This window comes from Pseudomonas sp. PA-1-3F (assembly GCF_021609665.1).
GTDB lineage: Bacteria > Pseudomonadota > Gammaproteobacteria > Pseudomonadales > Pseudomonadaceae > Aquipseudomonas > Aquipseudomonas paracarnis.
This window is the reverse complement of sequence record NZ_WJZD01000002.1, coordinates 214223-233200: the sequence shown is the minus strand read 5'-3', so window position 1 is coordinate 233200 and position 18978 is coordinate 214223. Positions and strand designations below refer to the sequence as shown.

At 58.9% G+C, this 18978-nt stretch carries 16 protein-coding genes; 7 read left to right on the top strand and 9 right to left on the bottom strand.

Translation table 11 applies throughout. The features are described from left to right. Nucleotides 1-29: 29 nt before the first annotated feature. A complete protein-coding gene (pvdN, locus tag GIV26_RS02440; protein ID WP_236279427.1) occupies nucleotides 30-1298 on the bottom strand; it encodes a pyoverdine-tailoring periplasmic protein PvdN in 1269 nt (422 codons plus the stop codon). A gap of 18 nt (nucleotides 1299-1316) precedes the next feature. After that, complete coding sequence (gene pvdM, locus GIV26_RS02435) at nucleotides 1317-2666, bottom strand: pyoverdine-tailoring dipeptidase-like protein PvdM (RefSeq protein ID WP_034127737.1); 1350 nt, start codon at nucleotides 2664-2666, stop codon at nucleotides 1317-1319. A gap of 142 nt (nucleotides 2667-2808) precedes the next feature. Between pvdM and pvdP the strand changes: the two genes are divergently transcribed. After that, nucleotides 2809-4437: a pyoverdine maturation tyrosinase PvdP gene (gene pvdP, locus GIV26_RS02430; RefSeq protein WP_034127736.1), complete on the top strand. Its 1629-nt coding sequence runs from the start codon at nucleotides 2809-2811 to the stop codon at nucleotides 4435-4437. Nucleotides 4438-4446: 9 nt separating this feature from the next. Here the strand turns inward: pvdP and GIV26_RS02425 are convergent, their stop codons facing one another. Then, nucleotides 4447-4989 carry a thioesterase family protein gene (locus GIV26_RS02425; protein ID WP_054897062.1) on the bottom strand — a complete coding sequence of 181 codons (543 nt, stop codon included), beginning with the start codon at nucleotides 4987-4989 and terminating at the stop codon, nucleotides 4447-4449. 109 nt (nucleotides 4990-5098) lie between these two features. Here GIV26_RS02425 and GIV26_RS02420 point away from each other — a divergent pair, with 109 nt between their 5' ends. Then, entirely contained in the window at nucleotides 5099-6088 is a 990-nt protein-coding gene (locus GIV26_RS02420) for a GlxA family transcriptional regulator (protein ID WP_236279426.1), read from the top strand. A gap of 51 nt (nucleotides 6089-6139) precedes the next feature. Here GIV26_RS02420 and GIV26_RS02415 read toward each other — a convergent pair whose 3' ends face one another. Then, the gene (locus GIV26_RS02415) at nucleotides 6140-7570 is read right to left on the bottom strand and encodes an aminotransferase-like domain-containing protein (RefSeq protein WP_236279425.1); all 1431 of its coding nucleotides are present in this window, start codon (nucleotides 7568-7570) and stop codon (nucleotides 6140-6142) included. A 158-nt stretch (nucleotides 7571-7728) separates the two neighbouring features. Between GIV26_RS02415 and GIV26_RS02410 the strand changes: the two genes are divergently transcribed. The 5 genes from GIV26_RS02410 (at nucleotide 7729) to GIV26_RS02390 (ending at nucleotide 11926) form a co-directional block, all read left to right on the top strand. After that, nucleotides 7729-7911: a rubredoxin gene (locus tag GIV26_RS02410; RefSeq protein ID WP_014718115.1), complete on the top strand. Its 183-nt coding sequence runs from the start codon at nucleotides 7729-7731 to the stop codon at nucleotides 7909-7911. A gap of 27 nt (nucleotides 7912-7938) precedes the next feature. After that, entirely contained in the window at nucleotides 7939-8808 is an 870-nt protein-coding gene (locus GIV26_RS02405; protein WP_236279424.1) for a sugar phosphate isomerase/epimerase family protein, read from the top strand. Nucleotides 8809-8877: 69 nt separating this feature from the next. Further along, nucleotides 8878-9510: a LysE family translocator gene (locus GIV26_RS02400; RefSeq protein ID WP_034127731.1), complete on the top strand. Its 633-nt coding sequence runs from the start codon at nucleotides 8878-8880 to the stop codon at nucleotides 9508-9510. A 79-nt stretch (nucleotides 9511-9589) separates the two neighbouring features. Beyond that, nucleotides 9590-10648: a diguanylate cyclase gene (locus GIV26_RS02395; protein ID WP_236279423.1), complete on the top strand. Its 1059-nt coding sequence runs from the start codon at nucleotides 9590-9592 to the stop codon at nucleotides 10646-10648. Nucleotides 10649-10696: 48 nt separating this feature from the next. Then, nucleotides 10697-11926: a M20/M25/M40 family metallo-hydrolase gene (locus GIV26_RS02390; RefSeq protein ID WP_236279422.1), complete on the top strand. Its 1230-nt coding sequence runs from the start codon at nucleotides 10697-10699 to the stop codon at nucleotides 11924-11926. A gap of 209 nt (nucleotides 11927-12135) precedes the next feature. Here GIV26_RS02390 and GIV26_RS02385 read toward each other — a convergent pair whose 3' ends face one another. The 5 genes from GIV26_RS02385 to GIV26_RS02365 all read right to left on the bottom strand — a co-directional run bounded on the left by GIV26_RS02385 (nucleotide 12136) and on the right by GIV26_RS02365 (nucleotide 18926). Further along, nucleotides 12136-12495, bottom strand: a complete 360-nt coding sequence (locus tag GIV26_RS02385; RefSeq protein ID WP_127881656.1) for a hypothetical protein — start codon at nucleotides 12493-12495, stop codon at nucleotides 12136-12138. Between the two features lie 531 nt (nucleotides 12496-13026). Next, a complete protein-coding gene (locus GIV26_RS02380) occupies nucleotides 13027-13443 on the bottom strand; it encodes a hypothetical protein (protein ID WP_202691585.1) in 417 nt (138 codons plus the stop codon). Then, nucleotides 13437-13721: a hypothetical protein gene (locus GIV26_RS02375; RefSeq protein ID WP_202691586.1), complete on the bottom strand. Its 285-nt coding sequence runs from the start codon at nucleotides 13719-13721 to the stop codon at nucleotides 13437-13439. The genes GIV26_RS02380 and GIV26_RS02375 overlap by 7 nt, the downstream gene beginning before the upstream one ends. Before the next feature lie 43 nt (nucleotides 13722-13764). Then, entirely contained in the window at nucleotides 13765-14121 is a 357-nt protein-coding gene (locus GIV26_RS02370) for a hypothetical protein (protein WP_236279421.1), read from the bottom strand. A gap of 2 nt (nucleotides 14122-14123) precedes the next feature. Further along, entirely contained in the window at nucleotides 14124-18926 is a 4803-nt protein-coding gene (locus tag GIV26_RS02365) for an RHS repeat-associated core domain-containing protein (protein WP_442962895.1), read from the bottom strand. Nucleotides 18927-18978 lie beyond the last annotated feature (52 nt).

Below are 18978 nucleotides of genomic sequence, written 5' to 3'. Positions count from 1 at the left end.
GGAGGCGTCTCGTTCAAAGGGAAAAGGGGTCATAACCGCTGGCTCAGCAGGGTCATGAAGCGCTGGATCTCATCGGAGTTGTTAAGCAGGCCCGGCGAGGTGCGAATCACCGGGCCAACGTCACGGTCCACCGCGTCCACCACCACGCGGTTTTTCATCAGGTAGGCCGCAACGGCATCGCTGTCCCAGTTCTTGACCCGAAAGAAAGTGAATCCGGCTGACAGGTCGGGGCTGCGCGGTGTCACCAGTTCGATCTGCGGGTGGGCCAGCAGTTGGTCCTTGAGTTCGGTGTTGAGGGCATGGATACGTGCCTGCACCGGCGCCTTGCCCAGTTGCAGGTGCAGCTTGAAGGCTTCGTCGGCGGCCCAGCGATGTTCGAAGGCGTGGTAGCCGCCGGGCGTCATGGTCGTGGCGAAGTTTTTGTCTTCGGAGAAGGTCGGAATCATCGGTGTGACGTATTTGTTTTCGGTCTCGCGGGCGCATACCAGGCCGGTGCCCCGCGGGCCGAACATCCACTTGTGGGTGCCAGCGATGAAGAAGTCGCAGTGCATAGCGGGGAAGTCGAGGTCTTCCACGCCGAAGCCGTGCACACCATCGACGATATAGAGCAGGCGGTCCGGCTCGTCGCGGTTGCGGTTGTGTTCGTCCACCAGCTTGCCAATCTCACCGATGGGCAGTTTCACGCCGCTGCCGGACTGCACCCAGGTCATGCCCAGCACGCGGGTGTTGGGGCGAATGTTGCGTTGGATGTTGCCCAGCACTTCATCGGCCGAGACCTGATTGGGGTTTTTGAACAGGCGTATCTTACGAACCTGGGTTTGCTCCTTGCGTACCCGGAAGTCCAGGCTGAACGCGGTGGCGTAATGCTCATGCACCGTGGTGAGGATTTCCTGGTCGGCGCGCACCTTGATCCCGCCATAGATCATCGCCAGCCCTTCGGACGTGCTGCCGGTGAGGGCGATCTGCGCTGGCGTGGCGTTCAGGTAGCGGCCGGCCCACTCGCGTACCTGGCCCTCGCGCTTCCAGGTTTCCTGCAGGTCCCAGTCCATGGCCAGGCCAGGGTTGCGGTCGATCTGTTGGCGGTAGCGTTCGATGGCCTCGCGCACGGGCCTGGGGTGCGAGGCCACCAGAAAGTTGGAAAAATGCAGGTAATTGGGGTCCTGGTTGAACAGTTGCTTCAATCCCGTCCATGGGTCGTTCGTAACAGCGGCTACTGCCTGAGGCAGCAACGCGGTGCCCAGCGGCAGGCTCGCGGCAAAGACGCCGGCCTGCTTGAGAAATGTACGGCGGTCGGTCATGGACTTACTTCGTGGTGGTTAGCGATTGGCCAATGGCTTGGCGGCTTTTTGTACCTGGTCCCACACCCGCAGGAAGTTGCCTCCCCACAGCTTGGCGATATCGGCTTCGGAGTAGCCGCGCTGGATCAGTTCGGCAGTGACGTTGCGCACCTCGCCGACGTTCTCCCAGCCCTGGAGGCCGCCGCCGTCGTTGAAGTCCGAGGCAATGCCGACATGATCGATGCCGATCTTGCGCACGGTGTAGTCGATGGCATCGCCCAGGTCCTTGAGGGTGGCCTTGGGTTCTTCCTCGAGAATGCCGTACAGCGCGCTGGCGTATTGGCCGAAGCGTTGCTCGGGCCAGGCGGCAATGATTGCATCGCCGGGCATCAGGGCCATGGCCAGGTTGGGCAGTGGCGGCAGGTCGAAGCGTGCGCGCAAGGTATTGAGCTTGTCCTGGGTCGGCTGGCTCAAGGGGCGCAGGTAGGCGGGGAAACCCACCACTTGCACCACGCCGCCGCTGTTCTTGATCAGTTGCAGCTCCTTGTCACTGAGGTTGCGCGGGATGTCCACCGATGCCCGTGGCGCCGAGTGCGACGCCACCATCGGCGTGCGGCTCAACTGCGCGACTTGCTCCAGGGCCTTGGTCGACATCTGCGACACGTCGATGATCACCCCCAGGTCATTGAGGCGATGCACCGCTTGCTGGCCGATAGGCGACAGGCCCTCGAGGGCATCGGTGGAGTCATTGAAGAACGGCAGCGGGCGCGACGAGTCGGACCAGGCGTTATTGCCGATGTAGCTGAACCCGAACATGCGCATGCCGCGTGCGGCCCACAAGTCCAGCTGGTTCAGGTCATTGCCCAAGGGGTAGGCGTTGAGCATGCTGATAAAAATCGCGAACTTGCCTTCGCCGTGCAGGCGGCGCATATCGTCCGGTGTGTAGGCAATGCCCACCTGGTTGGGAAAGTCACGCACCATGCCGGAGATGATCTTGTAGCGCACTTCCTGCTCGTGCCGGGCCTCTTCGACAAAACCATCGGTGGGCTTGTGCGGGGCGTTGGCGCCGTTCCAGATTTCCGGCCAGCCGAAGATCGTCAGCGCGGCGCCCGACAATCGGCCGCGGGCGGCCTTGGCCAGGTCGAACTGGCCGCTGCCATCCTTGTCGGCCTCGTTGCCCGCCGTGCCGAAATCCAGGGGCAGGGTGATGTGGCTGTCGAACGACAACAGGCGGTCCTGCATTTCATTGGCCTGTTTGATCACCTCCAGCGGGTAGCCGGCGTTGCCCTTGAACCACTGATCCCAGACCAGGAAACCAGCCCCGGCGCCGATAGCCAGGGCCAGCGGCAGGCCAATATACAGCGCCTTTTTCGAACGTGATTTTGTCATTGCCATCTCAGTCAGTTGAGGCCTTTGCTATCAGGGAAGAACGAGCGATGACGGGGGAAATTTAGGTGGCGGGGGCAGGGCGGTAAATTTCATCGGGTTGCAAACGTTCTAGCTCTGATCAAGCTGTTTCCTAAGGTAGCCAATGACAATCTCTCGACGTGGGTTCATCGCAGGCCTGGCGCTGACCGGTGCAGCCGTGCCCGCGGCCTTTTATGCCCATCGCGAGTTGACGCGGGAAGAAGAGTTTCCTATCACCCCCGGCGAAGCTACGGTCGACCTCGCTGACACCCAGGGCCAGCACCTGGCGAACACCCTGCGGGGCGTCTGGAGCCTGCGCCTGGAAGGCCGCGACGCGGGCCTTGCGGGCCTGCCGCTGCATGGCCTGGAGTTGCTGCTCGACATCGCCCCCCGTGGGCGTGGCCTGCGCGGTTACCTGGACACCGCCGAGCAGCTGCGCGCTGAAGGCGAGCCGCGCTACCGGGTCTTGGGTGATGTGCTGACGGGCGAGGGCGCCGTGCTCTATTGGCGCTTGATCGACCGCGATTCAGCCGGCGGCGTGCCGGCCTATGAATTCAAGATGACCCTGGATGAAGTCTGGGCCGATTTCGGCAATGCCGGCAGCGCCACCCTCAGCGGGCACATCCTCGACCTTGAGCGGCCCCTGGCGCTGACCGAACGCGACAACCGTTTTATCGCCCACAAACAACTGTTCCCCGAAGCCCGCCAGCGCATCGGCCTCAACCCGACCTTGCTGGCCTGGCTGATTTCTCCCGAGCACCGCCTGTTTCACCAACTGTGGCACGCCACCCGCGACCAATGGCACAAGCTCTCCGAAGAAAAACGCGAGGCCCTGCGCGGCATCGGCTGGCAACCGGGGCCCCGTGGTCAGGAACGCGACGCCCGCGGCAAGCGCAAGGACCGCAATGGTTCGGGCATCGACTTCTTCTTCATGCACCGCCACATGCTCGGCACCGCACGTTCCATGCAGGACTTGCCCTCCTGGCCGCAATTCCCCGAGCCGCAACCGCCGTTGGAGCGGGATCGCCCGGGCTTTGTGCGCTACTTCGACAACCACGACGGTTTCGCACTGCCGCCCTGTTGGTCAGCGCCAGATGACGCCGACTACACCCAGTGGGTCAGCGATATCAAGGCGGCCGAGACCTACCACAGCAACTTCCAGGTGTGGGAATCCCAATACCGCGACCCGCGTTACCTGGCCAAGTTGACCCTGGGCCAACTGGGCTCGGAAATGGAGCTGGGCCTGCACGATTGGCTGCATATGCGCTGGGCCTCGGTGCCCCGCGACCCGTCCAACGGCGCCCCGGTACCCTTCGCCCGTGACCCCGCGGACTTTGCCGCACGTTGGTATGCGCCGGAGAATGACTTTCTGGGCGACCCGTTTTCATCCCATGTGAACCCGGTGTTCTGGCATTTCCACGGCTGGATCGATGACCGCATCGAAGACTGGTTTCGTGCCCACGAGCGCTTCAACCCAGGCGAGGTGAGCCGACTGGAAGTCAACGGCGTAGCCTGGTTTGCGCCAGGCCGCTGGGTGGAAATAGGTGACCCGTGGCTGGGCCCGGACACCCACGGCTGCAGCACCACGCCGGGGCTGCAACAGGGGCGCTCGATGGAAATGGACCCGGAGATCATGAAGCTGGCCCTGCGCATTACCTTCGGTGCCGATGAAGCGCTGCTCAAGGGGCTGTTCAAACGTGTGCCGCAGCGGCCATGGTATGCGCGGCATCTGAAACTCAAACGCGAGGCTTAGCAGGTTTTTTTAAACCTGCTCTTCCTCACGCAATTGCGCACTCATCTCATCGCAACTGCGTGCCCAGTCGCTCAACCATTGCGGCATCGGCGGTGAGGTGTCGTCCAAGCCCAACTCGCGGATGAATTCGGCCGGGGGCAGGGTGCCTTTGGCGGATCGAAACAGCCCACGCATCACCACCACGCCGACCACCCGCCCATTGCTGACGAAGCGGTGCTCCATCAGGTTCCACTTGTGGTCCCAGCCGAGAATGCGGGTATGCACCTCGAATACCTCGAACAGCTTCAATTCCCGACGGAACTTGCCCCAGGTATCGCCGACTATCGGCATCGCCTTATGGCGCAGCGCCACGCGAAACGCGCCGGTGCGCAGCACAAAATCCATGCGAGCCACATCGGCCAGGGTGAAATACCGGCCATTGGTGACATGCCGGTTCAGGTCCAGGTCCAGCGGCCAGACACGCATGCGCACCACCGTGGTAGCCAGGCCGTGAACCGGTTTGCGCCAGGGGCGGCGCAACAGCATGTGCAGTAATCGAAACCAGAGATTCATAAAAACGCCAGGCAGTTGATCAATGGCCGCACTGTACGGGGGTGGGATCGGCTAAGGTAGATGCGTAAATGACTTATTACATGCGAAAAGTGCAAGCCGGAGTTTTTACATGCATGTCACCTTGCTCCTGGCGGATCAATGTTCCGCTGCCAGTGCCACCCTGGCCATGGAAATGCTCAGTGCGGCCAATCTGTTCGCTGACAGCCCGCCGTTTGAGGTGATGCTCGCGTCTATGGACGGCCAGCCGGTGACAGCATGGGGCGGGCAGCGCCTGCAGGTGCAGGGTTCAATGGCGCAGATCGCGCACACCGACCTGGTGCTGATTCCCGGGTTTCTCTTTACCCTCAAGGAGGCTATGCCGACGTTTGCTGCCTACGGCCCCTGGTTGCGTGAGCAGCATGGGCAGGGCGCCGTGTTGGCTTCCATGTGCACGGCGGCCTTCATGCTGGCCGAGACCGGCTTATTGCACGGCTTGCGTGCGACGACTCACTGGGCATTTGCCGGGTTCTTCCGGCGTCGATATGCCCAGGTCAGCCTGGATGAGGGTCAGATCCTTTGCGAAGACAATCGCCTGATCACGTGCGGGGGCGCTACGGCGGCGATGGACTTGATGCTGCACCTGATCCGCCGTTTCGGCTCGCCGGAGCTGGCTCATACCTGCGGCAAGTACTTGCTGATCGATGCCGGCCGCACCGAGCAGTCGGCCTACGCGATGTGGTCGCTGCCCAAAAGCCACGGTGATGCGCAGATCCTGCGTGTGCAGCATTGGTTGGAGCAGCACTTTGCGCAGTCAATGGTGATCGATGAGGTGGCCCGGCGCTTTGGTTTTGGCGTGCGTAATTTCAAGCGGCGTTTCAAGGATGCCACTGGTTGTACGCCGATTGGCTACCTGCAAACCCTGCGCCTGGAACGAGCCAAGCAGATGCTGGAGTCAACACGCATGACCCTCGCCAGCATCACGTATGCCGTGGGCTATGAGGACAGCAACTCGTTTCGGCGTCTGTTCCAGCAACGGGTGGGGATGCTGCCGGCGGCGTATCGCAAGAAGTTCCTGGTTGCCCAGGGCGACGCCTATGTACCTGACGCACCGAGGTCCTGACCTGCCTTGATGCCGGTCAGGTAAGCAGGCGCGCTGCACCAGGGTCGTGTATCACTTTTTTGCGCGGGGATTGCTCTGTGCAACACCGTGCAGCAATAGCGCCTCAAACACCCGCTGTACCCGTGGTTCGTCGCTGTGGGCCACATTGAAGCGCATTGAGTCGCGGTGGGCCGGGTCGTAGCCGAAGAGCGCGCCAGGTGCCAGTACCATGCTGCGTTTCAGGGCTTCCTGGGCCAGGAGTTCGCCGTTCACGCCAGGCGGCAGGCGTGCCCAGATGAACATCCCGCCTTCATACGCCATGGGCAGTTCGCACCCGCAGCGCTTGAGCCATTGTTCGACGCGCCCACCGGCTTCCATCAGGCGCTGCACCATGCGTTTGCGGTGCTTGGCGTAACTGCCTTCGCTGAGCATGCGGTAGACGATCTGTTCGAACAGTTCCGAGGTGACGCCGCCGCTCATCAATTTCATGTTGGTCAGGTTGGCGGCCAGTTGCGGAGCGGCCACCACATAGCTGACGCGGGTGTTGGCACTCAGGATCTTCGAGAACCCCGACAGGTAGGTGACCTGGTCCAGCCCGGCGACGGCGGCCAGGCGTGGTGGAGGGTTGGGGTGCAGGTCGCCGTAGAGGTCGTCCTCGACGATGTGGCAGTGGTACTGCTGGGTCAGTTGCAACAGGCGAAACGCTTGGCTGGGGCTGAAGGAGTGGCCGGTGGGGTTGTGCAACACGCTGGTGGTCAGATACAGGCTGGGGCGGTGTTCGGCCAGCAGCTGTTCGAGGGCGCTGAAGTCAAAGCCGTCGGGGCGGCGTGCAATGGTGATGACTTTGACGCCGTGCAGCGCCAGGTTGGCGTGGAAGTTGAAGTAGCACGGCGCGTCGAGCAGCACCGTGTCGCCGGGGCGTGCGAGCAGGCGCATGAGCATGTCCAGGCCCTGCACGGTATTGGGTGTGGTGATGATCTGTTCCACCGGTACCGACAAGCCTTCGCCGTGCAGTTTCTGTTGCAGCGCCTGGCGCAACGGCAACAGCCCCGCCGGCGTGCCCAGCCCGGCGATACGCAGTGACGGCGCACGCACTACGCTGCGCATGGCCTGGCGGATCGCTTCGCCATTGAGCCAATCCTCCGGCAAGTGCCCGCCACCGGGGCGCAGTTCGCCACTGGCGGTGGCCAAGGGCCGGCGCAATACGCTGAGCAGGTCTTGGGGCAATAGGTCCACCCAGGTCACTGAGGCAGGGCGGGTGCTGTCCATCGCCACGAAGTAGCCGCGGCCCTGGCTCGAGGTGAGCAGGTGGCGACCGCGCAGGCGGTCCAGTGCCTCATTGAGAGTGAACTTGCTGACGCCGAGGACCTGGGTCAGTTCACGCACGGATGGCAGTTTGCTGCCCGGTGCCCATTCGCCATTTTCGATGGCCAGGCTGAACGCCTCGACGATCTGCTGGACCTTGGGCGTGCCTTCTACGAAAACGATGGCGGATACAAACATGACGCGTCCTTGTGTTTGCCGGTGCTTTTACCGGTGAAGTTAGGCCGGATTAGGCACCACTTTACCTGCCTTGCGCAATGCCACTCCCCTAGACTGCGCGGCATCTCGCCTGGAGATGGCGATATTTCCTACACCTGAGCAATGGATTTTGCATTTCCATGAAGACTTATATGTGCGCACCCTGCGGTTTTATGTACGTAGAAGAACTGGGTATTCCGGAGGACGGAATTCCCGCAGGCACCCCTTGGGAAGAGGTGCCTGAAGATTGGACATGCCCGGATTGCGGCGTGACCAAGGCCGATTTCATGGCCATCAATCTTCCTGAACGTCAATTCGCCTGACACTCCATCAACGAAAGGAATCGTCCCATGAACAGCAAACTGATCAACGCCACCGTCCCGTTCTGCACCGGTGTGGCCCACCAGAAATACCTGGGCGCCGAAAAGGGCCTGCAAACCGCCATCGAAGGTGACTGCACCCACTGGTACATCGACGGCAGCCTGTTCGGCGAAATGGTCGATGACTGGACCGAGGCGCGTATCGAGAGCCTGCAGGCGCAAATCGCGGCCGCGGGGGTCAAGCCGGTTTTCCATGGCAACTTCAAGGCGCCGTTGGGCAGTGATGTCGAAGCCTTCCGTAGTGCGGCCGTGGAGTACGTCAAAAAAGAAATCGATATCGCCAGCCGCCTGGGCGCGCCGTTGATCATTCACGGTGGTTGCATCGTCGAGCCGAAAATGGTGCTGATGGCCAAGAAGGTTGCCCTGGAGCATTATCTCAAGTCGGTGCAGGAACTGGCGCGCTATGCCGAGGCCAAGGGCACGGATATCTACCTGGAGAACCTGTCCAACTACGTCAACTATCGGCCGTTCCACTACATCTTTACCCATGAAGCCGAATACGCCTTTGTGTTCGAGCGCCTGCAAGCCCATAGCAATGTGTATTTCTTCCTTGATGCCGGCCACGCCAACATCGAGAACGGCCTGCCGGCAGAAGTGGTGCGCAAATACCACCACCTGATCAAGGGCATTTCCTTCAGCAACAACAACGGCGTGCAAGACCAGCACTTCGGTATCCATGACGGCAACTGCGATTACGCCGATGTGCTGCAGGCCATTGTCGAGACCAACTGGAAGGGGCTGGTCGCGTTTGAAACCCGCAACCAGACCGCCAAGGCTGCCCTGGCTGACCTGGCGGTGATGTACCGCGACTCCCTGACCACCGAAATCGCTGTCGCCTGATCGGCCGGGGGCGAGCGCTGGCCGCGTTCGCCCTGTTGCTGCTGTTTCTTTTTATTCAAGGTGCTGGCCATGACAAGTGCGTTAACCCTGTCTTCATTTCTCTACTTTCTGTTGTTTTGCGCCACCATGACCTTCAGCCCGGGCCCCATGACGTTGCTGTTGTTGAGCCTGGGCTTGAAGGACGGCCTGCGCAGTTCGATCCCGGCGCAGGTCGGCGCCAGTGTGTCGTACCTGATTTCGATCCTGATCTTTGCCGTCGGCTTCTCGGAATTGATCAAGGGCAACCTCGCCATTACCCAGACCATCCAGTTTGTCGGGGTGGCCTACATTCTTTACCTGGCCTACAAGCAGTGGACCAGCAGCGGCGTGTCGATCAACAACGCCGACAAGGTCGAGGGGGCGCGCAGCCTGTTTGGCAAAGGGCTGTTGACCGGGTTTTCCAACCCCAAGACCATCATCATGTTCAGCGCCGTGTTCCCGCAGTTTGCCGGCGCCGGTGAACACAGTTCGGCGGCGGACATCGCCATCCTTGGCCTGACCTTCCTGCTGCTGCAATTTGCCAGCGGCTGCCTGTATTGCTATTTCGGCCAGCGCATCAAACACGTGCTGGAAAACCCCAAGCGGCGGGTGTTGTTGCAGCGAATCACGGCCGTGTTGCTGCTGGGCGTCGCCTTGATGCTGGCGCGTGGGTTTTCGCACTGAAGTATTAGCCAATAAGCGGTAGTGGCGATTTGACGTCGCCCTGATAGACTCCAGGCATTCACCCAGGATCGCCCCCACCATGCCAGCCGTCGGAGGAAAAGGACTTCCGCTCGCTTTGCGCTTGTACAAATCTCGCGTGCTGGGGCTGACGCTCGGCTTTGTGTGCGTGGCGTTCGGCATGTATCCGTTGAATCCGTCCCTGTGGGTGTGGGCCTGGATGCTGATCAATGCCTTTGCGTGGCCGCACCTGGCGTTTCAATGTTCGTTGCGCTCGGCCAATACCTTGCGCAGCGAACGCCGCAGCCTGCTGTTCGATTCCTTTTGCGGTGGGTTCTGGGTTGGCGCGATGCACTTCAACCCGCTGCCCAGCGTCACCACCCTGTCGATGATGAGCATGAACAACGTCGCCATCGGCGGGCCGCGTTTCCTGTTCGCGGGTTGGGTGGCGCAGGCACTGGGGCTGGGCACCTCGTTGCTGCTGTTCACACCAGGATTTATCGCCGTGACCACCCAGGCCCAGCTGTATGCCTGCCTGCCGATCCTGATGCTGTATCCCCTGGCCCTGGGCTGGATCTGCTACCGCCAGGCCGTCACCTTGGCCCGCCACAAGCGTGAACTGCTGGCCTTGAGCCGCACCGACAGCCTGTCGGGCCTGCTCAACCACGGCGCCTGGAAGGACCATCTGGACCTCGAGTTTCAACGCTGCCGCCGTGGCCCGGGCGGTGCCGCCATCGCGTTGATCGACATCGACCACTTCAAGACCATCAACGATACCTACGGCCATGTGACTGGCGATATCGTCCTGCGCCAACTGAGCAAGGTGTTGCGCCAGAACCTGCGCACCAACGACCTGGCCGGGCGCTATGGCGGTGATGAGTTCTGCGTGATCCTGCCAGACATGCCCCTCAACCGTGCCACCGAGGTGATGGAGGCATTGCGCAGTCGCTTCAACGCCTTGGCCTACGCCCAGGACCCGACACTGCGAGTGAGCTTGAGCATCGGCCTGGCGTCGTACCAGCCGAGCCACGCCGACTCCATCAGTTGGCTCAACGATGCCGACCAGGCGCTGTACGAAGCCAAGAGCAGCGGGCGCAACCGGGTCAGTTCGGTACAGGGCAGTTGGTTGCGGTCAGTTTAGTGGGGTAGGGTGGCGGGGCACCCTCCAACAAAAAACAAGGATCGGTCCATGTTCTTCACCTTCCCGCGTACCCTCTTGGCCGCTACCCTGGCCTTGTCTTTCAGCCTGCCGGCCTACAGCGCCGAGCCTCATAAACAGATCCAGCAACAGGCCGAACAATACAAGGCCGAAGCCTTGAAGCTGCTGGAGCGCCTGGTGAATATCGACTCGGGCTCAGGCTACGAGCCGGGCCTGACCCAAGTGCGCGATATCGCCGTGGATGAGTTGAAACAGTTGGGTTTCACCATCGAATTGGTGCCGGATAAAGCCGCCAACAATAGCCATGTGGTCGCCACCCTCAAAGGCACCGGCAAGGCCAAGATCCTGCTGATGGCCCATATGGACACCGTATTCAAGGAAGGCTCGGCTGCCGAGCGCCCCTTCCACATCAAGGACGGCCGCGCCTACGGCCCCGGCGTGATGGATGACAAGGGCGGCATCGTCGCGGGCATCTATGCGCTCAAAGTCCTCAAAAGCCAGGGTTTCAAGGACTACGCGCAGATCACCTTCCTGCTCGACGCCAGCGAAGAAACCGGCTCCGACGCCGCCTCCGAACTGATCCGCAACACTGCCAAAGGCCACGACGTGACCCTGAACCTGGAACCCGGCCGCCCCGCCGACGGCCTGGTGGTGTGGCGCAAAGGCAGCGCCACCGCGGTGGTCGAAGTCAAAGGCAAGGCCGCCCACGCCGGCGTCGCCCCGGAACTGGGACGCAACGCCGCCATGGAAGCCGCGCACCAGATCCTGCAACTAGGCAAGCTGGGCGATGAAGACAAGAAAACCACCATCAACTTCACCGTGCTCAAGGCCGGTGACCGCACCAACGTTATCCCTGACCAAGCCACCGCCAAGGCCGACGTGCGTGCGGCCTTGCCGGAAGAGTTCGACCGGATCGAGAAAGACCTGGCCCGGGTTTCAGCCAACAAATTGATCCCGGAAACCGAAGTGAACACCAGCCTGCAGCGCGGCCTGCCACCGATGCCGCAGACCGCCGAGTCGGATAAGTTGGTAGCGATTGCCCAAGGGATTTATGGCGAACTGGGACGCAAGTTGACCATCGAAGGCAGCGGCGGCGCGGCGGATGCCAGCTTGTCCGCCGGTGTAGGCACGCCGACGCTGGATGGGTTTGGGATAGTGGGGGGCAATATTCACACGGCGGAGGAATATGCCGAGGTGGAGAGTGTGGTACCGCGGGTTTATTTGTTGAGTCGGATGATCATGGAGCTTTCCAAGCGCTGATCAGAACACTGGATGATCGAACGAAGCAGATTTGAATGGGGGAGGAATGCCCGTCCGGCAAACGCAGATCCCCTGTGGGAGCGGGCTTGCCCGCGAAGGCGGTGTGTCAGTCGCTGCATGTGTTACTGCACTACCGCTTTCGCAGGCAAGCCAGCTCCCACATTTGATCTTTGTTGATTTGAGCGTTGTGTTCGCTTTGTTTTGTTGGATTACTCGTCTGCTGTCGCTTCAGCGTGATAACGAATTAGACATTCAAGTAATGTTCTCATAAAGGCTCTTTTGTCGATGATTTCATCTTCGAAGTAAGTGTCGAAAAGGTAGAAGACTGAGTCGAAATTTTCGTCGGTTAAAAGATAATGCTTAATGGTTTCTATGAACCAACTCTGCTCCTCTGACGTATATGTGTAAAACTCTGGCTTGGTTAAAGCATCGAAAAGCTCTGTTAGCTCTCTTGGGTTGTTAATATTTTTTGATGCGATGATTTCTTCTCTTTCGAAATTTCTAGTGTTTTCGATGCAGTAGGTAAATAACAATCCTTTAAGGATTGATAGTTGCGGTTGTCTTTTCATTTTTAAAGTCCGTATAAGCAGTAATGGGTTTTCCGTATTTATTCAAATGTACAAAGGCTTTTCTTTGTTTTCCATATTCTAATCCATGTTTTTTTACCCTTCGTCTATAAATTTCTCCATACAGATCATTGGATGATAAAGCGAAGCGGGTTTGTATGTGAGAGGAGTTCCAGGTAAGCGCAGATCCCCCTGTGGGAGCGGGCTTGCCCGCGAATGCGGTGTGTCAGTCGCTGCATGTGTTACTGCACTACTGCTTTCGCAGGCAAGCCAGCTCCCACATTTGGTCTTTGTTGATTTGAGCGTTGTGTTCGTTTGACTGATCGGCATTCCGGGGTGATTGTGATGCAGTTTGCACATGCATTGGCTGACCACCCGCGCTGATCAGGCCGCTGTATTTCGACGCGAGGCTAAATGTTGGCAAACCCTGATGCTAGTCTGTTAAAGCATGTGTAGGAGCGATGACGCTTTAACTGACTGGTATTAGGGCTTGCCCCCTCCCACATTGAGTACTCGATGTATTCAATGTGGAAGTCACCATGTGGCAGGGTCTTCGAGGCTGGCTTTTTGGAGGTCTTCTTTCCACCATTCATTAGTTAATCTATAAATTTCTTCGAAAAAACCTTTTGGATTGTCCATTTCACTCCATCCCCAAGGCAGGGTGCAATAATAGCCGGGAGCCTGTCTCAATAAGTGTGAGAAATCAAAGGCTTCGTCGCTAAGTGCAGCCCCCAATTTGTCGCATAAAACCTTGCGATGTCGATAGCTTAGATCTGAAGATTTCTCAATTATGTGTTTTTTGATCAGTCGTCTTCTGTCTGTGTCAAGGTTGATGTCGTAACGTGCAAACTCTTCGCCTAAAGTATCTTCGCGATCATAAATATCGAACGGGCCGAGTAGGTGCCGAAGTTTCGGTGCGTACGGGATATCTAGAAAAGGGTGTTTCAGCATTGGTCATTACTCACAGGGAATACGGTATAAAGTTCTTTGGTTTCGCGATCAAATTTTGCGATCGCTGCATCCATGTTTTCATCAAGTATTGGATTGTTTCGGTCAGAAGGGTTTGGTATGTATCCTCTTCCGCAACCCTGCATTTCGATTCGGACAATTGGGTTGCCGTAGTAATCTTCCCCGGTAAAAGGCGGCAGATTGCGTTCCGCTCTTGTGGTCGCCTTATTTAATACAGCTAATTGCGCTCGATGACTTTTAAACTGTGTGCTTAACTGCATAGGATTTTTCCTTTTGCTGGAGGTGTTTATTTGTTTAGGGACGTCAGCTCGCATCGGACTCTATCTTGTAGTACAGTAAGCAGCGTAACAGCACAGTCATGAATTGCCGGTGATCAATTATTTTGTCATCAAAATAGGTGTCGAAAAGATAAAAAACAGAATCAAAGTTTTCATCTGTATTTAAATAGTAGTGAAGTGTGTCGATATGCCACTGTTGGATTTCAGGTTTATATGATAGAAATTCTGGTTTAGTCAGTTTTTCAAAGAGCTCGGCGAGTTCTGTTTCGTTGTTGACATTTTTTGAAGCGATGAAACGCTCTCTTTCAGAGTCGTCGTAGTTTTCAATGCTATAGGTGAATAGTAGGCTTCTGAGTATTGATAGTTCTGGTGTGAGTTTCATGTTTAGAATTCCGTGTACGCAGTAATCGGATTACCATCATTATCGAGTATTACAATAGCTTTGCTCTGTCTTCCATACTCAAAATTATTTTTTTTGTATCCTTCTCCAATTATTTTTCCCATGTTCATTGGTCTGCGAGATGTTTGTAGGTTTGTATGCTTAAATATAAGTTGTGCGCGATAAATGGCGTTGAGTTGGTCCCGGTGGCTGAAATATCTAGTAGCTGCAGTAGGTATTTTGGGTTCACCATCTTTTCTTCCACCAATGTATCTTTCGATTTCTTCTGTTGTTGGGTTTTTACCCGTTCTTACTCTTTCGAGTTGGGAGTCGGGGGTTGTCTGCGCGCCGTGCTTCTCCAAAAAATGTGCTCTTGGGAATGCTTGTTCGATCTCTTTCAAACGTCTGTAGGCGTTTGCCTCTGCAAGCTCATCAATTCTCGCCTGCCTCTGCGCGCGGGTCAGTTGCGGTAAGGCCGGCTCTCCGTGGTTAACCCTATCCGTAGGGCTTGGAGCACTGGTGCTGGGTTTACATCCGTCAGCACCTGGGCATGCACTCAAGCCCAGCGGATCCACCCACCCCGTCGGATTGGGCACATACCGGTACCCATTGATCCCACCCGCCAACTTCACCGGATCCGGTGTCAGGTAGCGACCAATATCCGGATTGTAGTAGCGATGGCGGTTGTAGTGCAGGCCGCTTTCCGCATCGAAATACTGCCCTTGAAAGCGCAGCGGGTTGTCAATGTTGCCTACGTCGAGCCGGGCGATCTGGCCGTAGGCGCGGTAGTGGGCGGACCAGACGATTTCGCCTTCGGGGCTGGTCAGTTCCTGCGGGGTGCCGAGGTGGTCGAGTTGGTAGTGGTAGGGCTTTGTGGCTTGTGGGCCAAAGCCTTCCAGCAGTGCCAGTGGGCGGAAGCTGTCGGGTTCGTAGAGGTAGCTTCGATGACGTTCTGCGTGGTGCTCGGCAATCAGCTTGTCGCCTTGCCAGAAAAACTCGGTGGTTTTGTCGTCCACGGTTTTGCTGATGCGGCGTCCAAATGGGTCATAGCGATAGCTGGCGGTTTGGCCGTTGGGCTTTGTGATGCTGATTAATCGATGCTGGCAGTCGTAGCGGTACTCAGTAACGAGTTGCTGGCTTTTGCCGCGCCGCTCGCGGATGAGGTTGCCGAAGGCGTCGTAGTCGTAATGGCGGTCGCCCTGGATCATCAGGCGGTTGGCCGCAACGATGTCCGGGCCGGGGCGGTCTTGCATCAGCAGGTTGCCGGCCGGGTTGTGGGCGAAGCGTTCCTGTACGTCCTGGGAGTGGTCGGCGCGGGTCAGGCGGGCGAGGGGGTCGTAGCGGTAAAGGTGTTCGCCTTTGCGGGTGTCGAGCAGGCGGGTGAGGTTGCCGGATTTGTCGTAGTCGTATTGGCGTTGGTAGAGGTGGTTTTGTTGCTGCGTTACCGCGTGGGCGTGCAGGCGGTGTTGGTCGTCGTAGTGGTAGTGGCTGAGCACTTGGCCTTGCTGGCGCTGATGCTCTCGACCGCTCTTGAATAGGTGCGAGGTAAGCACTTCACCGTTGAGTTCGACGGTGGCGAGGTGGCCGCCTTTGTCGTGGTTGAAAGTGACGCGGTTATTATCCGGCAGGCACAGGTTTTTCAGTTGCCCGCAGGCGTCGTAGCCGTAGCGCAGGGTGCCCCAGCCTTGGTGTTCGGCGGTGAGGCGGTTTTGGCGGTCGTATTCGTAGGCCAACGCCCAGTGACCGTCTTCGACGCTGAGGAGGTTGCCCTGGCGGTCGTAGGCATAGTCGACAACGCTGGCACCGGGCAGGGTTTTTCGGACGAGGCGCCCGGCGTGGTCGCGCTCGTAACGGGTGATTAGCTGACTGTTATCGTCGCCGTATTCGGTCTTTTCCAGCAGGTGGCCGTTGAGGTCGTAGGCATACGCGGTGCGTTGGCCGTCGAAGCCGGTTTCCTGGCGGATCAGACCGTTGGGGTGGTAGTCGAGTTGGTAGGTTTCGCCGGCTTCGTTTTCGATCTCGGTGAGCAGCAGCCGGGCGTTGTCGTAGCGGTACTTGACCTGGGTGCCGTCGGCGTTGAGACGGCGGCTGATCAGGTGCAGGCCGTCGGCGTATTCATAGCGGGTGACGTGGCCGAGTTCGTCGCGTTCGGCGATGATTTTGCCGTAGGGGTTGTAGCTGAATTCTCGTGTGGCGCCGCCTGGCAAGACGAGGCGAATCAGCCTGCCGACGCAGTCCCAGTGATAGTGCGTCAGCGCACCATGCTCATCCTCACAGGCAACTTGCCGCCCCAGATCGTCATAGCGATAACGCTTGATCCCACCATTGGGCAATTGCTCCTCAAGCAACTGCCCACGTTCGTTCCACACCAGTCGATGGCAACTGTGATCCGGGTACCAAACTCCAGTCAGTTGCCCGTGCTTGTTGTAGCTGTAGTCAGTAACCTCTCCATCGGGATCGGTCCTACGCGTAACATCGCCTTGCTCATTACGCTCATACTTCCAGACCGCCTCCCCACGCCTGACAACCCGTACAAAACCGTTGTCATGCTCGTAGGACGTTGGCTCATCATCCCCCGGAAACAGCGCGACCAAGCGCCCGGCATCGTCGTACTGATAGGCCGTCACCGCGCCCATCGGGTCTTGCTCGACGGTCAGCCGGCCCTGGTCGTCGTAGGATTTAAAGTGCGTGGCGCCGTCCGGATCAATCCTCTGCACCAGCCGCGCCCGCTGGTCATGGACATACACCTCCTGGCTACCATCGGCGTTATGCACCGTGACACGCCCGTCATCGCCCCAGGCATAGCGCGTGTCCATCTGCGAAAAACTCGCCCAATGCCGAACGCAGCGCGCCGCCTTGCCCGCGTGTTCCCATTCCCAATAGAAACTCGCGCCTCCGGCCAACTGCCGCTCGAGAATGACGTGCTGATCGTCGTACCGATAACGCTCGCTTTCACCGACGGCATTGGTCGCACACACCAGTCGGCCAGCTTCGTCATAGGCGTAGGAAACGATGTTCTGCTCGGTTTCCCAAACGTAGGGCTCACGCCCTTTGGCGCGATGAACCTGGTAGTCCACCGCGACGATGCGACCCAACTCATAACGCAGCAGCAACGAACGACCGGCGCCATTATCCAACCGCTCAATCCGCCCAGAACGATCCCGGCAAAGGCGCAGCCGGTTGTCATATGCATCGCTGATGGTTGTCAGTACACCGTCGCGAAAGTGATAAAAACGCGAGGCCTGGGCCAGCACCAGTTCATCAGGAGCCGAGCCTAAATAGATCGCCGCTTCGGCCAGGCTATTGGTGATCGCGGGCCGAGAATCGGTGGGCAAGGGCAGGGTAGTCGAGCGATTCTCATGATCGATCCACACCACCGAATCGCCCGACACACAAAGCCTGTGAGCCAGCGCATGGCTCCAACCAAACCCCAACCCACAATCGACCTCCACCGCGCTAGTGCGATACAGCCGCGTCCACTCAAACGGCAAAATCCCGTCCAGCGCGCCGTCGGTGAGGGTGAGCAATTCCTCGCCGGTGACCATCGACACCGGGCAGCCGTGAGTGACTGTTTTATCCGCAGGCGCCGCCGCATCGCCCTTCGGATTCGACGCCACAGTTGGCACATCATCGACAGGCTCCTGACGGACCAACGTCGTGCGCTGGGTCTTGCCGCGCACCATCGGCACCGGGTTCGAAACTAGCGTATCGCCCGCCTTCAACGGCACAGCCGGCACCGTCTTAATCGGCGTCGCCGCACTGCTCAGCAACACCGGCTTGGCCGCCTCCACATGGGTTTCCAACCGAGGCCCCGCCACCTGCTTGGCCAGCAATTCCAACAACGCCCGCGCCCGCCCGGACTTGACGCCACTAAGCACCTGAGCGCCCAGGCGCAGCTGGACCCCAATGCCTCGCGTGGCCCAGATCAGCAACAGATTGATCAAGACTTCGCCGGTGATTTCACCCAGCAGTTCGTACATGTCGGGTGGCGGCAGCATGCGTACCCAGGCCACCAGCGCCGACAGGTAGATAAACAACAGCGGCTCATCACTGAGTACCAGCAACCCCTTGGCCAGCGTGTCTTTGCCCAGCTTGAGCAGCGCATTCAGCTCGGCCTCGGACAGGTATTTCAGCAACGTTTCGCTGTTGGTCTTGAGGTTCGCGAGCAGGTCGTACAGCTCGGTGATGTTGTCCCACAGGTTATAAAGCGCGTTGCCCAGCCCGGCAGCAAAGGCCATGCCCTGTAAGGCACTGCGCTTGTAAGCCGGCGCTTTGGCAAAGTCTGCCCATCGAGGCTTGAAATACTCGGCCCATGCCGTGCGCAAATCCGCTTCCAGCCCGGCGATCACAGACTCATAGGACGCATACAGCGCCTGGACGTGAGCCTTGGAAACGTTGGGGTAAAAGGTGATTTCGTACTGTTGGTCGCGGGTACAGTCGCTGACTTCAAGAATGCCGCTGGGGCCAATGGTCCGATGCAGCGGCGCGCCTACCGGGCTGCCGTCCTGTGCAACGGCTTGCAGCCTCACGGGCGTGTTGCCGATAGGCACGAACTGCGTGCTTTCGAACAGATGCACCAGCGTCAGCCCACCCTGGGCTTTGCATTGAGCGACGGTGCGGCTGGGTTTGTCGGAAGAGATCGGCGCGACCAGTGCGACGTCTTCCCCAACCTTGAACACCTGCTCCACGCTAAGTGCCGAACCACTTAAAAAGCTGTCGGTCCACTTATCAAAGGTATTCAGGCAGGTACGCAAATCCGCGAATACGCGCTCAACCTTCGGCGCTTCGGGATCCATCGGCACCAGCATCAGGTTGGCCAGCACCGCGATCAAGAGACAGCCCCATTTATCAGGGCTCTAA

Coding starts and splice junctions, on each gene's coding strand:
- pvdN (WP_236279427.1), bottom strand. CDS start 1,298: ATGACCGACCGCCGTACATTTCTCAAGCAGGCCGGCGTCTTTGCCGCG.
- pvdM (WP_034127737.1), bottom strand. CDS start 2,666: ATGACAAAATCACGTTCGAAAAAGGCGCTGTATATTGGCCTGCCGCTG.
- pvdP (WP_034127736.1), top strand. CDS start 2,809: ATGACAATCTCTCGACGTGGGTTCATCGCAGGCCTGGCGCTGACCGGT.
- GIV26_RS02425 (WP_054897062.1), bottom strand. CDS start 4,989: ATGAATCTCTGGTTTCGATTACTGCACATGCTGTTGCGCCGCCCCTGG.
- GIV26_RS02420 (WP_236279426.1), top strand. CDS start 5,099: ATGCATGTCACCTTGCTCCTGGCGGATCAATGTTCCGCTGCCAGTGCC.
- GIV26_RS02415 (WP_236279425.1), bottom strand. CDS start 7,570: ATGTTTGTATCCGCCATCGTTTTCGTAGAAGGCACGCCCAAGGTCCAG.
- GIV26_RS02410 (WP_014718115.1), top strand. CDS start 7,729: ATGAAGACTTATATGTGCGCACCCTGCGGTTTTATGTACGTAGAAGAA.
- GIV26_RS02405 (WP_236279424.1), top strand. CDS start 7,939: ATGAACAGCAAACTGATCAACGCCACCGTCCCGTTCTGCACCGGTGTG.
- GIV26_RS02400 (WP_034127731.1), top strand. CDS start 8,878: ATGACAAGTGCGTTAACCCTGTCTTCATTTCTCTACTTTCTGTTGTTT.
- GIV26_RS02395 (WP_236279423.1), top strand. CDS start 9,590: ATGCCAGCCGTCGGAGGAAAAGGACTTCCGCTCGCTTTGCGCTTGTAC.
- GIV26_RS02390 (WP_236279422.1), top strand. CDS start 10,697: ATGTTCTTCACCTTCCCGCGTACCCTCTTGGCCGCTACCCTGGCCTTG.
- GIV26_RS02385 (WP_127881656.1), bottom strand. CDS start 12,495: ATGAAAAGACAACCGCAACTATCAATCCTTAAAGGATTGTTATTTACC.
- GIV26_RS02380 (WP_202691585.1), bottom strand. CDS start 13,443: ATGCTGAAACACCCTTTTCTAGATATCCCGTACGCACCGAAACTTCGG.
- GIV26_RS02375 (WP_202691586.1), bottom strand. CDS start 13,721: ATGCAGTTAAGCACACAGTTTAAAAGTCATCGAGCGCAATTAGCTGTA.
- GIV26_RS02370 (WP_236279421.1), bottom strand. CDS start 14,121: ATGAAACTCACACCAGAACTATCAATACTCAGAAGCCTACTATTCACC.
- GIV26_RS02365 (WP_442962895.1), bottom strand. CDS start 18,926: ATGCTGGTGCCGATGGATCCCGAAGCGCCGAAGGTTGAGCGCGTATTC.